8 protein-coding genes are annotated in these 13672 nt (G+C 68.9%); 2 read left to right on the top strand and 6 right to left on the bottom strand.

All coding sequences use genetic code 11. From position 1 onward, the window contains the following. Nucleotides 1-185: 185 nt before the first annotated feature. Complete coding sequence (locus J2X41_RS10405; RefSeq protein WP_310081654.1) at nt 186-2591, top strand: glycoside hydrolase family 3 N-terminal domain-containing protein; 2406 nt, start codon at nt 186-188, stop codon at nt 2589-2591. A gap of 119 nt (nt 2592-2710) precedes the next feature. Here the strand turns inward: J2X41_RS10405 and J2X41_RS10400 are convergent, their stop codons facing one another. Then, nucleotides 2711-3463, bottom strand: a complete 753-nt coding sequence (locus J2X41_RS10400) for a FadR/GntR family transcriptional regulator (protein WP_310081653.1) — start codon at nt 3461-3463, stop codon at nt 2711-2713. Nucleotides 3464-3602: 139 nt separating this feature from the next. Continuing rightward, nucleotides 3603-4814: a mannonate dehydratase gene (gene manD / locus J2X41_RS10395; protein WP_310081651.1), complete on the bottom strand. Its 1212-nt coding sequence runs from the start codon at nt 4812-4814 to the stop codon at nt 3603-3605. 192 nt (nt 4815-5006) lie between these two features. Between manD and J2X41_RS10390 the strand changes: the two genes are divergently transcribed. Continuing rightward, entirely contained in the window at nt 5007-7151 is a 2145-nt protein-coding gene (locus tag J2X41_RS10390) for an alpha-glucuronidase family glycosyl hydrolase (RefSeq protein WP_404979918.1), read from the top strand. Nucleotides 7152-7243: 92 nt separating this feature from the next. Here the strand turns inward: J2X41_RS10390 and J2X41_RS10385 are convergent, their stop codons facing one another. From J2X41_RS10385 to J2X41_RS10370, 4 genes are read right to left on the bottom strand one after another with little or no spacing between them, the layout of a single operon-like run. Further along, nucleotides 7244-8749: a tryptophan 7-halogenase gene (locus J2X41_RS10385; RefSeq protein WP_310081649.1), complete on the bottom strand. Its 1506-nt coding sequence runs from the start codon at nt 8747-8749 to the stop codon at nt 7244-7246. Continuing rightward, nucleotides 8746-10281: a tryptophan 7-halogenase gene (locus J2X41_RS10380; protein WP_310081647.1), complete on the bottom strand. Its 1536-nt coding sequence runs from the start codon at nt 10279-10281 to the stop codon at nt 8746-8748. Before J2X41_RS10380 ends, J2X41_RS10385 begins: the two co-directional genes overlap by 4 nt. Beyond that, nucleotides 10278-11735 (bottom strand): tryptophan 7-halogenase, encoded by a 1458-nt coding sequence (locus J2X41_RS10375; protein WP_310081645.1) that lies wholly within the window; start codon nt 11733-11735, stop codon nt 10278-10280. The genes J2X41_RS10380 and J2X41_RS10375 overlap by 4 nt, the downstream gene beginning before the upstream one ends. After that, nucleotides 11732-13270: a tryptophan 7-halogenase gene (locus J2X41_RS10370; RefSeq protein ID WP_310081643.1), complete on the bottom strand. Its 1539-nt coding sequence runs from the start codon at nt 13268-13270 to the stop codon at nt 11732-11734. The genes J2X41_RS10375 and J2X41_RS10370 overlap by 4 nt, the downstream gene beginning before the upstream one ends. Nucleotides 13271-13672: the final 402 nt, after the last annotated feature.

Genomic DNA, 13672 nt, shown 5'->3' with positions numbered 1-13672 from the left:
CCTCCAGCCCCTCCGACGAGGGATCTTGCTTGTTCGCCCGCGATCCTAGGCGATGAAATGAGACCGGTACCATAAAAAACTTGAGTGGTCAGATCTCTGCTTCCATACTGTCATTCAACGTCGGCGAGCAACGCCGCCACCGTCCATTCGACGGTCCGTTCCATCGTGGGGAAACGAAAGAGATCATGAGCCAGACCGTCACCCGCCGCACGCTCGGCGTCAGCCTGGCCGCCCTGGCCGCCGCGTCCTCGACCCTCGCCCGCGCCGCCGCGCCCGCCGGCGGCAAGCCGCTGTACAAGGACCCGACCCAGTCGGTCGAACTGCGGGTCCGCGACCTGCTTTCGCGCATGACGCTGGAGGAGAAGGCCGCCCAGCTGGTCGGCATCTGGCTGACCAAGGCCAAGATCCAGACTCCCGAGGGCGAGTTCTCGCCGCAGGACGCCAGCAAGAACTTCCCCAACGGCCTGGGCCAGATCTCGCGGCCGTCCGACCGCAAGGGCCTCAAGCCCGCCGCGGTGGTCGACGCCGCCGCCGGCGCCGACGACGGCTCGGTCAACCGCAACGCCAAGGAGACCGCCCGCTACGTCAACGCCGCCCAGAAGTGGGCGATGGAGCAGACGCGCCTGGGCATTCCGATGCTGATGCACGACGAGGCCCTGCACGGCTATGTCGCGCGCGACGCCACCAGCTTCCCGCAAGCCATCGCCCTGGCCTCGACCTTCGATCCGGATCTCGTCGAGAAGAGCTTCGCCGTCGCCGCCCGCGAGATGCGGGCCCGCGGCTCGAACATCGCCCTGGCCCCGGTGGTCGACGTCGCCCGCGACCCGCGCTGGGGCCGCATCGAGGAGACCTATGGCGAGGACCCGCACCTGTGCGCCGAGATCGGCCTGGCGGCGATCCGCGGCTTCCAGGGCAAGACCCTGCCGCTGGCCAAGGACAAGGTGTTCGTCACCCTCAAGCACATGACCGGCCACGGCCAGCCGGAGAACGGCACCAATGTCGGCCCGGCCCAGATCGCCGAGCGGACGCTGCGCGAGAACTTCTTCCCGCCGTTCGAACGGGCGGTGAAGGAACTGCCGGTGCGCTCTGTCATGCCGTCGTACAACGAGATCGACGGGGTGCCCTCGCACGCCAACCGCTGGCTGCTGCACGACGTGCTGCGCGGCGAATGGGGCTTCAAGGGCGTGACGATGAGCGACTATTTCGCCATCAAGGAACTGTCCGCTCGCCATAAGCTGACCGACAACCTGGCCGACACGGCGGTGATGGCGATGAACGCCACGGTCGACGTCGAGCTGCCCGACGGCGAGGCTTACGCCCTGCTGCCGGACCTGGTGAAGGCGGGCCGCGTGTCGCAGGCGGCGGTCGACGAGGCCGTGGCCCGCGTCCTGGCCGTCAAGTTCGAAGGCGGCCTGTTCGAGAATCCCTATGCCGACGAGAAGACGGCCGACGCCAAGACCGCGGCGCCGGACGCCATCGCCCTGGCCCGCGAGGCGGCGCGCAAGGCCGTGGTGCTGCTGAAGAACGACAAGGGCCTGCTGCCGCTCGATCCCTCGAAGTTCAAGCGCATGGCCCTGCTGGGCACCCACGCCAAGGACACTCCGATCGGCGGCTACAGCGACGTGCCGCGCCACGTGGTGTCGATCTACGAGGGGCTGGAGGCCGAGGCCAAGAAGAGCGGCTTCACGCTGGACTACGCCGAGGCCGTGCGGATCACCGAGGCCCGGATCTGGGCTCAGGACGAGGTCAAGCTGGTCGATCCGGCCGTGAACGCCAAGCTGATCGCCGAGGCGGTCGAGGTGGCCCGCAAGGCCGACGTGGTCGTCATGGTGCTGGGCGACAACGAGCAGACCAGCCGCGAGGCCTGGGCCGACGCCCACCTGGGCGACCGCGAGAGCCTGGACCTGGTCGGCCAGCAGAACGACCTGGCCAGGGCGATCTTCGACCTGGGCAAGCCGACCGTGGTGTTCCTGCTGAACGGCCGTCCGCTGTCGGTCAACCTGCTGGCCGAGCGCGCCGACGCCCTGGTCGAGGGCTGGTACCTGGGCCAGGAGACCGGCAACGCCGCCGCCGACATCCTGTTCGGCCGCGCCAATCCGGGCGGCAAGCTGCCGGTCAGCATCGCCCGCGACGTGGGCCAGCTGCCGATCTACTACAACCGCAAGCCCACCGCCCGCCGGGGTTACCTGCTGGGCGACACCTCGCCGCTCTATCCGTTCGGCTTCGGGCTGTCCTACACCACCTTCGACATCTCGGCCCCGCGCCCTCTGAAGGCCCAGATCGGCGCCAACGAGAGCGTCAAGGTCGAGGTCGACGTGACCAACACCGGCAAGGTCGCCGGCGACGAGGTGGTTCAGCTCTACATCCACGACGAGGCCGCCTCGGTGACCCGTCCGCTGCTGGAGCTGAAGCACTTCAAGCGCGTGACCCTGGCTCCGGGCGCCAAGCAGACCGTGACCTTCGAGGTCTCGCCCCTGGACTTGTCGCTGTGGAACCTGGAGATGAAGCGCGTGGTCGAGCCCGGCCAGTTCACCCTGCTGGCCGGCCCGAACTCGGTCGACCTCAAAAAGGCGACGCTGACGGTCGTCTAGGGGGCGAAGGACCCCCTCAGTCGCTCCGCGACAGCTCCCCCAAAGGGGGAGCATCTGCTCGGCGTAGATCCTCCCCCTTTGGGAGAGGTGGCCCGGAGGGCCGGAGGGGGAAGCGGCGTCTAGATCGCCACGCGCTTGGCGATGGCCGAGCGTCGGGCGCCGGTTTCCTGCCTGGCCCGCTCGACGGCCTCGGTCTCGGTGGCGTGCAGCAGGTGGTCGATGACCCGCTCCAGGTGGTCGCGCATCGCCTGGCGGGCGGCGGCCGGGTCGCGGGCCTTGAGCGCCTCGAACACCCGGCGGTGCTCGACGATGCGCGGCTCCAGCCCCATGCCGCGGGCGCGGGCCAGGATGTTGCGGGCCAGGGGCGAGCGGTTGCGCCAGTCCCACAGGTTCTCGATCGTGGCGATGATCGCGCCGTTGCCGGAGGCGCGGGCGATGACCATGTGGAACTCGCGGTCGGCGTCCTCGCCCTGGATCTCCTCCTCGCGGGCCATGCGCTCCATCAGCGCCTCGAGCTCCAGGATCTGGGCGTCGGTGATGGCTGTGGCGGCCAGGGCGGCGGCCTCTCCCTCGAACAGGCGGCGGGCCTCGATCAGCTCGAAGGCGCCGATCTCGAAGGCCGGCTCGGCGCTGGCCGGGGTGACAGGGCGCACGTCGCCGGTGACATAGATGCCCAGGCCGTGGCGGGCCTCGATCATGCCCAGCATCTCCAGGGCGATCATCGCCTCGCGCAGGGTAGGGCGGCTGACCCCGAACTGCTCGGCCAGTTCGCGTTCCGTGGGCAGGCGGTCGCCAAGCTTGTACTGGCCGCCCTCGATGGCGTCGGCGATCGAGTCGGCGATACGGCGGTAGAGCTTGACGTTCTCGGCCATGGGTCTTCGTCAGTTTCTCGGCGGCGGCCCCGAAGGCCTTCGGAATTCGCGATAGCATAGCCGACCTGGGCCGCGCGGGCTATTTTGGACGCGGATCCCCAAGCCTTGACGATTGTGCCTCGACTGGGTCGCGGCAGCCTCACCAATCGTGCATGGAGCCGTCCTCGCGGCGGGCGATCGGCAGGTAGGCGCGCTTGTACGGATGCTTGGCCGCTTCGGCCTCGTCGATGTCGACCCCCAGGCCGATCGCCTCGCCCGGATGCAGCATGCCACCCGCGAAGCTGTAGGCGTGGGGGAACACCGCGTCGGTCGCCTCGGTGTGGCGCATGTATTCCTGGATCCCGAAATTGGGAATCGAAAGGTCGAAGTGCAGGGCCGCGGCCATGCAGATCGGCGACAGGTCGGTGGCGCCATGGCAGCCGGTGCGCACATGGTGCAGGTCGGCGAAGCTGGCGATGCGACGCAGGTGGGTGATGCCGCCGGCATGCACCACGGTGGCGCGGATGTAGTCGATCAGCTGTTCCTCGATCAGCTGCTTGCAGTCCCAGATCGTGTTGAACACCTCGCCCACGGCCAGGGGGGTGGTGGTGTGCTGGCGGATGATGCGGAAGCTGGCCTGGTTCTCGGCCGGGACGGCGTCTTCCATCCAGAACGGCCGATAAGGCTCCAGGTCCTTGCCCAGGCGGCCGGCCTCGATGGGGGTCAGGCGGTGGTGGACATCGTGCAGCAGATGGAGGTCCCAGCCCAGCTTGTCGCGGGCCGCCTCGAACAGGCCCGGTGCGCTGCGCAGATACTTCTCGGTCGACCACAGGCTTTCGGTCGGCAGGTCGCCGTCGGCGGGTTCGTAGAAGAACTTGTCCTTGGAGACGCCGTAGACGCCCTTCAGGCCGGGCACGCCCGACTGCAGGCGAATGGCCTTGTAGCCCTGGGCCGCATAGACCGCCGCGTTTTCCAGGGTCTCCTCGACCGTCGCGCCGTTGGCGTGGCCGTAGACCATGACGCCCTCGCGGCAGGCGCCGCCCAGCAGCTGGTACAGGGGCAGGCCGGCGATCTTGGCCTTGATGTCCCACAGGGCCGTGTCGACCGCGGCGATCGCGGCCATGGTCACCGGGCCGCGCCGCCAGTAAGCGCCCTTGTACAGGTACTGCCAGATGTCCTCGATCTGGTGGGCGTCGCGGCCGATCAGGCAGGGGATCACGTGGTCGGTCAGGTAGCTGGCCACGGCCAGCTCGCGCCCGTTCAGGGTGGCGTCGCCGACGCCATGGACGCCGTCGCTGGTCTCGATCTTCAGGGTGACGAAATTTCGTCCCGGGCAGGTGACGATGACGCGAGCGGCGGTGATCTTCGGCATGGGACGCTTTCGTTGACCCGACGATGGCGGATGGTAGCGGTATCGGTCTAAATCAGGCGTCGCCGTTGTCAATCTATTGGTCTGACCAATAATGACATAGTGTCTCGACCTTTGCTCAAGGTAGCGGTATCACGGGCTCAAGACCGTCGCGCTTTCAAGCGTCGCGCGGCAGGGTGCCGCCCGGGAGAAAACATGCGTCTTATGTCCTTCGTGCGAGGGTTCTGCCTGGCGGCCGGCCTGATTTCGGCGACCTTGGGGGCCTCCGCGGCCCAGGCCGAGGACGGCTATGACCTGTGGTTGCGCTACCGGCCACTGCCGGCGGCCCTGCGGCCGGAGCCCCGGACGATCGCGCCTGGCGCCGACACGCCGACGCTGAAGATCGCGCGCGCCGAGCTGCAACGCGGGCTGGACGGCCTGGTCGGCGGAGCGCCGGCGGCGGACGGCCCGTCGATCCTGCTGGGCACGCCCGCCGGCTCGCCCGCCGTCGCGGCCCTGAACCTGTCGCTGAAGGGCGCGGGCGAGGAGGGGTACCTCATCCGGACGCTCCAAGACTCAAAGGGCGGCAAGACCACGGTGATCGCCGCCAACAGCGACATCGGCGTGCTGTACGGCGTGTTCCACTATCTGCGCTTGGTCCAGACCGGGCAGAGCGTCGACAAGCTGGACATCCTGTCGGCGCCGAAGGTCAATCACCGCCTGCTGAACCACTGGGATAACCTGGATGGCACCGTCGAGCGCGGCTATGCCGGGGCCTCGCTGTGGGACTGGTGGAAGCTGCCGGACTACAAGGATCCCCGCTACGTCGACTACGCCCGCGCCAACGCCTCGATCGGGATCAACGGCGCGGTGCTGAACAACGTCAACGCCAAGGCCGACAGCCTGACCGCGCCCTATATCGCCAAGGCCGCGGCCCTGGCCGAGGTGTTCCGGCCCTACGGGATCAAGGTCTATCTGTCGGCGCGGTTTTCGGCCCCGATCGAGATCGGCGGGCTGAAGACCGCCGATCCGCTGGATCCGGCCGTGCGCGCCTTCTGGAAGGCCAAGGCCGACGAGATCTACAAGGCCATCCCCGACTTCGGCGGCTTTCTCGTGAAGGCCAATTCCGAGGGCCAGCCGGGGCCGCAGGACTATGGCCGCACCCATGTCGACGGGGCCAACATGCTGGCCGACGCGGTGGGGCCGCACGGCGGGATCGTGATGTGGCGGGCCTTCGTCTATTCGCACGAGCAGCCCGACGACCGCGCCAAGCAGGGCTACAGCGAGTTCAAGCCGTTCGACGGCCAGTTCCGCGACAACGTCATCGTTCAGGTCAAGAACGGGGCGATCGACTTCCAGCCGCGCGAGCCGTTCCATCCGCTGTTCGGGGCCATGCCGAAGACCAATCTCGGCATGGAGTTCCAGATCACCAAGGAATATCTCGGCTTCGCCACGCACCTGGTCTATCTGGGCCCGCTCTACGAAGAGACCCTGAAGTCCGACACCTGGGCCAAGGGCCAGGGCTCGACCGTGGCCAAGGTGGTGGACGGGTCGTTGGACGGCCGGCGCCAGACCCTGATGGCCGGGGTTTCCAACATCGGCCGCGACCGCAACTGGAGCGGCTCGCAGTTCGACCAGGCCAACTGGTACGTCTTCGGCCGCCTGGCCTGGGACCCGGAGGCCTCGACCCAAGCCATCGCCGCCGACTGGGCGAAGATGACCTTCTCGACCGACCCGCGCTTCGTGACGCCGGCCGTGGCGATGATGATGGGCTCGCGCGAGGCGGCGGTCGACTACATGACCCCGCTGGGCCTGCACCACCAGATGGGCCGCAGCCATCACTACGGCCCCGGTCCATGGGTGTCGGGCGGGCCGCGCGCCGACTGGACCAGCGTCTACTACGCCAAGGCCGGCAAGGACGGGATCGGCTTCGACCGCACGGCCACGGGCAGCAACGCCACGGCCCAGTACGCCCCGGTGGTCGCCCGGCGCTTCTCGGACCTAAAGACCGTCGACGAGAAGGACCTGCTGTGGTTCCACCACCTGCCTTGGACCTACCGCCTGAAGTCGGGCCAGACCCTGTGGGACGGCCTGGTGACCCACTATTCGCGCGGCGTGTCCTATGTGGATGGCATGGGCCGGACCTGGGCGGGGCTGGCCCCTTATGTCGATCCCGAGCGCCACGCCCAGGTGGCCGACTTCCTGACCATCCAGCGCAACGAGGCCCAGTGGTGGCGCGACGCCTCGATCGCCTATTTCCAGACGTTCTCGGGCTTGCCGCTGCCGGCTGGTGAAGCGCCGCCCGCCCATACGCTGGACTATTACGAGAAGCTCAGCTTCCCCTACGCGCCGGGAAACTGAGAACGGGGATGTGAGGGCCTTCGGGGACAGGCGCATGCGCCTGCCCCCGATCGAGGGCGCGGCTCTCCGCCGCTCACGTTGAAAGCCGCCCGTCAGACCGCCGCGCAGTTGTCGGCGATGAACCGCATGTGGTCGGGCATGACCTGGGCCGCCTTGGCGATCACGGCGTGGATGTTGGCCATGCGGGCGCGCAGCTCGTCGTCGGACATCACGTCGGCCATCGGGTCGTGGCCGCGCGGCTCCAGGCCCTGGCCGACCATCACCGCGAACCAGCTGGTGTCGGTGAACAGCTCCTCGTTCTCGCGGAACACCCGGCCGTGGCTTTTGAACACCGCGATCTTGTCGGCCAGGTAGTCCGGGATCGGCATCTCGCGCAGATAGTCCCAGTAGGGCGTGTCGCTGCGCCGGGTGGCGTGGAAGTGCAGGATCAGGAAGTCGCGGATCGTCTCGTACTCGAACCGCATCACGCGGTTATAGCGGTCGATGTCCGGGGTCTCGAACCGCCTGTCGGGGAACATGGCCAGCAGGCGCGATATGCCGACCTGGATCAGGTGGATGCTCTGGCTCTCCAACGGCTCCATGAAGCCGGCCGACAGGCCGATGGCCACGACGTTCTTGTTCCAGCTCTTCTTTCGCCGCCCGGCCGTGAAGCGCAGGGTGAACGGATCGCGCAGCGGGGCGCCGTCCAGGCCGGCCAGCAGGTCGGCGGTCGCCTCGTCCTCGCTGATATGCTGGCTGGAAAAGGCGTAGCCGTTGCCCAGCCGATGCTGCAGCGGAATGCGCCACTGCCAGCCGGCGGGGCGGGCGGTGGCGCGGGTCACCGGCTGGCGCGAGCCGCCCAGTTCGCAGGGCACGGCCACGGCGCGGTCGTTCAGCAGCCAGTGGGACCAGTCCTCGAAGCCGGTCTTCAGGGTCTGCTCGATCAGCAGGCCGCGAAAGCCCGAGCAGTCGATGAACAGGTCGCCCTCGACCCGCTGGCCGCTCTCCAGGGTCACGGCCTCGACGAAGCCGTCCTCGGCCCGCTGGTGGACCTGGACGATCCGGCCTTCCTGGCGCCGGACGGCCCGCGCCTCGGCGTAGTCGCGCAGCATCCGGGCGTAGAGGGCCGCGTCGATGTGATAGGCATGGGACAGCGTGCCCAGCGGCGAATTGCGCTGGCCGTTGGCCCGCATGAACTTGCTCTGGGCCGAGGCCAGGGCCTGCAGCGAATATTCGGTCAGGTCGGCGGCCTGGCCCATCGCCTGCAGCCGCAGCCAGTAGGCGTGGAACGAGACCCCCTCCATGTCCAGGCCGTAGGGGCCGAACGGGTGGTAGTAGCGATGGCCGATCTGTTTCCAGTCGACGAAGTCGATGGCCAGCTTGAAGGTCGCCATGGTGCGGCGGACGAACTCGTTCTCGTCCAGGCCCAGCATGCGGTTGAAGATGTTGATCTGCGGGATCGTGGATTCGCCCACGCCGATCGTGCCGATCTCCTCGGACTCCACCAGGGTCACCTCGGTGTGGCCGTCCTTCAGGAACCGGCCCAGCGCCGCGGCCGTCATCCAGCCGGCGGTGCCGCCGCCGACGATGACGATCTTGCGCAGGCGTTGGTCGGTCATGCGGGGACTCCGGCGGCGGTCTCGGCGGCGCAATAGCGGGCGATGAAGGCGGCATGGTCGGGCATGGCCTGGGAGGTCTGGCCGATCAGGGCCGACAGCCGTCGCAGGCGCTGGACAAGGGCGGCTTCCGGCAGGCTGTCGACCAGGGCGTCGTACTGCCGCGGCACGATCCCCTGGCCCAGCAGCACGGCGATCCAGCTGGGCTCGGCGAACAGGTCGTAGTCGGACTGGAACAATCGCCCGCGCCCGGCGAACAGGTCGATCTTGCGCTGCAGGCTGTCGGGGATCGTCATGGTCCGCAGGTCGTTCCAGTAGGCGGTGTCCGACCGCTCTGTGGCCTTGAAGTGCAGGATGATGAAGTCGCGGACCAGCTCGACCTGCTGGGCGGTCAGGCGGTTGTATTCGTCGATCTCCAGCGGATCGAAGCCCTTGTCCGGGAACAGGGCCAGGAGCTTGGTGATCGCCGCCTGGATCAGGTGGATGCTGGTGCTCTCCAGCGGCTCCAGGAAGCCCGACGACAGGCCGATGGCGACGCAATTCTTGATCCACGCCTGGTCGCGCCGGCCCGCCTGGAAGCGCAGGACATTCGGGTCCGCCCGGGTCGGTCCGTCCAGTCCCGCCGTCAGAGCGGCCTGGGCCTCGTCGTCGCTTATATGGGCGCTGGAATAGACATAGCCGTTGCCGGTGCGGTGCTGCAGCGGGATGCGCCAGCGCCAGCCGGCCTTGTCGGCGGTGGCGCGGGTATAGGGCGTCAGGCCGTCGCCGCCGGTGTCGCAAGGCATGGCCACGGCCCGGTCGTTGGGCAGCCAATGGCTCCAGTCGATATAGCGCCCGCCCAGGGCCTGGCCGATCAGCAGGGCGCGAAAGCCCGAGCAGTCGATGAACAGGTCGGCCTCAAAGACCCGGCCGTCCTCCAGGGTGACCGACTGGATGAAGCCGTCCTCGCCGCGCAGGGCGACGTCGGCCACCTTGCCCTCGATCCGCCTCGCGCCCCGCGCCTCGGCGAAGCCGCGCAGGAACTTGGCGTAGAGGCCGGCGTCGAAGTGGAAGGCGTATTTCAGGCTGGACAGCACCTTGGCCGGATCGGGGTCGGGCAGGGCGAAGCGGCTCTGGCGCGCGGCGACGGCCGCCAGGTTGAAGTTCTCGATCGGCCCGACCTGGCCCTGCACCTTGCGCCAGACCTGGTGGAACTTGATCGCCTCGATATCCAGGCCGAAGGTCCCGAACGGATGGATGTAGCGGTCGCCCAGGCGGGTCCAGTCGCGGAACTCGATGCCCAGCTTGAAAGTTGCCCGCGTGGCCCGCATGAAGTCGCGCTCGTCGATCCCCAGCATGGCGTTGAAGGTCAGGATTGGCGGGATCGTGGCCTCGCCGACCCCGACCGTGCCGATCTGCTCGGACTCGACCAGCGTCACCTCGACCTGGCCGCCCAGCACCTTGGACAGGGCCGCCGCCGTCATCCAGCCGGCCGTGCCGCCGCCCAGGACCAGCACTTTGCGGATCGGGTCCGGGCGAGTGGGAGCGGACGTCATGGGCGATCCTTCAGGGCGTCGGCGTGCGGCGGCATGGCCTGGGCGGCCTGGCGGATCATCCCGCGCAGCTTGGCCAGGGTGGCCTCGGCCTGGTCGGCGGGCAGGCGGTCGGCTAGCCGGTCATGACGCCTGGGCGTGATCCCGTGACCGAGGAACGCCCCGACCCAGGCGCCTTCGACGAAGGTCTCCTCGTCGTACAGCACCACGCGTCCCCGGCTTTCGAACTGGGCCTGCTTGTAGGCCAGGGCCGCCGAGGGTTCGGCCTGCCGCGCCTGGGTCCACAGAGCGTCGGTCCGCGCGGCGGCGACGTAGCGCAGAACGGCCATGTCGCGGGCTCGGTCGAACGTCTCGGCCATCAGGTGGTTGTATTCCATCGCCGCCAGGGGCGAGCCGTCGGCGGTGGGCAGCAGGGCGATCAGCCGGCCGACGCCGCTCTGGATCGCCTGGACGTCGTCGCCGTTCAGCGGCTCCAGCTGGACCGCCGCCGGGCCGACGGCCAGGCAGTTGCCCGACCAGGCCCGCTGGCGCCGGCCGTTGCGCAAGGGAACGATCGTCGCTTCGCCGCCCAGGATGTCGCGCGCCGCCTCGTCGTCGGTCAGGCCGCTGGCGTAGGCCAGGGTCACCGCGTCGCCGCCGCGCAGGGGGACCCGTCTCAGCCACCCTTCCGGGATCGCTTCGAACTCGGTCAGCGGTGGCGGATCGGCGCGGGGCGCGACCTCGCGCAGGGCTAGGCGGTCGCAGGGCAGGGCGGCCGATTCGTCGATCCACCCCGCCCCGGGCGTGGCGCCGATCAGGCGGCCGTCCGGCGTGGCGTCGACCAACAGGTCGGCGACGACCCGTTCGCCGTCGGCCAGGACGACCGCCGCGATAGCGCCCTCGGGCGACAGGACGACGTCGGCGATCTCGCCGGCCCGCGTCGTCACGCGGGGCGCCGTCGCGCGCAGGGCCGCGACATAGCCGGCCGCGTCCAGGTGCAGGCCGTAGGACAGGGTCGACAGCACCGACCGGGGGTCTTCGCTGGGCGGAGCGAACCGGCCCATGCGCCCGGCCACGGCGGCCAGGCTGTAGTCCTCGTAGCGTCCGGCCCCGCCGCGTCGAGCGGCGCGCAGCCAGTGATGGTGGAACGCCACGCCGTCGAGATTAGCGCCGGCGTCGCTGAAGCCCTCGACATGGTCTGCGTCCGGGTCCTGGTCCGTCCAGCCGCCGTATCGCGCGCCCAGCTTGAAGGTCCCGCGGGCGGATCGCATCAGGGCGGCCTCGTCCAGGCCCAGCAGGCCGTGGAAACCGCGCAGGGCGGGCAGGGTGGACAGGGCTCCGCGCGGCGCGGCGTCGGCGGTCTCGACCACCCGGATCGCGCAGGCGGCGGGCAGGACCCGCGCCAGGGCGGCGGCGGTCATCCAGCCGGCGACGCCGCCGCCCAGGATGGCGACGCTGCTCAAGGGCGAACGGCTCATGCCGTCACGGCCTGAGCGGCCGCCCCGGAAGCGCCGGCGGCGCAGAAACGGGCGATCCAGTCGTCATGGCTCGGCATGGCCCGCGCTGTCTCGGCGATTGATTCGCGGATCGCTTTCAGCCTTTGCGCCAGGACGGCGTCGGGCACGCTGTCGCTGACCGGGTCATAGGCGCGCGGCACGACGTTCTGGCCCAGATAGACCGCCAGCCAGCTGGGCTCGAGGAAGAAGCCGTCCTTGTACTTCACCACCACCCCGCGGTCCCGGAACAGGTCCATCTTGTAGGCCAGGCTGTCGGGGATGGGCAGGTTGCGGCGATCGTCCCAGAACGGCGAGCCGGTCCGCTGGTTGGCGTGGTAGTGCAAGACCAGAAAGTCGCGGATGCGCTCGAATTCCAGGGTCATCACGCGGTTGTACTCGTCCTGGTCGGCCTGGTCGCAGCCCCGGTCTGGAAACAGTTCCAGCAGAGTGGTGATCGCCACCTGGATCAGGTGGATGCTGGTGCTTTCCAGCGGTTCCAGGAAGCCGCTGGCCAGGCCCACGGCCACGCAGTTGCGGCTCCACTGCTTCTTGCGATGGCCGGCGACGAACCGCAGGAAGCGCGGCTCGGCCTGGGCCTTGCCCTCCAGCCCGGCCAGCAAAGCGGCCGCGGCGTCGTCGTCGCTGATATGGGCGCTGGAATAGACGTAGCCGTTGCCGACGCGATGCTGCAGCGGGATGCGCCAGCGCCAGCCGGCCGTGTCGGCCGTGCAGCGCGTATAGGGCGTCGAGACCTCGACCGTGTCGCAGGGGACGGCGGCGGCCCGGTCGCAGGGCAGCCAGCGGGTCCAGTCCTCGTAGCCGGCCTTCAGCGCCTGTTCGATCAGCAGGCCGCGAAAGCCCGAGCAGTCGATGAACAGGTCGGCTTCGATTCGCTCGCCGCTCTCCATCGTGATCGCCTCGATGAAGCCGTCCCCGCCGCGCAACGCGACGTCGGCCACCTTGCCTTCGGTGCGGACCACGCCGCGCGCCTCGGCGTAGGCGCGCAGATAGGCCGCGTAGAGCCCGGCGTCGAACTGGTAGGCGTAGGCATAGGTCGAGGCCAGGGCGCGCGGATCGGGGGAGGGCGGGGCGAACCGTCCCTGGCGCGCGGCCATGACGGGCAGGGAATAGGCCTCCAGCGGCGTGGCGTCGCCGCCCTGCCGGGCCCGCAGCCAGTGGTGGTGGAAGCCCACGCCGGCGATCGCCGCGCCATAGGCCCCGAACGGGTGGATGTAGCTGTCGCCTGGCTGGCCCCAGCCGCGAAACTCGATGCCCAGCTTGTAGGTCGCCTGGGTCTTGCGCATGAAATCGGCCTCGTCGAGACCCAGGGCGGCGTTGAAGTGGCGGATGTGCGGGACGGTCGCCTCGCCGACGCCGACCGTGCCGATCTCGGCCGATTCGACCAGGCGGATGGCGATCGGCAGGCCGGCCAGCTTGGCCGACAGGGCCGCGGCCGTCATCCAGCCGGCCGTGCCGCCGCCGACGATTAGAATAGTCCGGACGGTTTGATCCGTCATGCGTTCCCCCTGCCGCGATCATACCCCGCCTTCTATGGGCGGTCATCTCTTGGGCCCGCCGAGACGGGAATGTCCAAGCGGATTGGTCAGACGACGTCCTTATCGCTTTTGGAGCGACGTTGTCCGGCTCCCGGCGAGCGTCCGGGTCCCTTTTTCAATTGTTATGACAAATCAGGAGGTTCGTGGGCCAACTTTCTTTTCCGCGGCTTAGGTAGCGCTACCTTGACGCCGACCGGCTTTGCCATATCATCTGACCATAATGGCCCACGCAATAGGCCAATGGTAGCGGTAACGAGCTGCCATGAAGAACAACTGGGGAGGCAGACAAAATGGACCACGTCCAACGGGCGGTCGCACGCACAGGTGCGGTTTCGACTTCAAAACTTAGGTATGGGGCTTCGG

It is taken from the genome of Caulobacter sp. BE254 (genome assembly GCF_031457295.1).
Taxonomy (GTDB): Bacteria; Pseudomonadota; Alphaproteobacteria; order Caulobacterales; family Caulobacteraceae; genus Caulobacter.
This window is presented reverse-complemented; position numbering and strand designations above follow the sequence as displayed.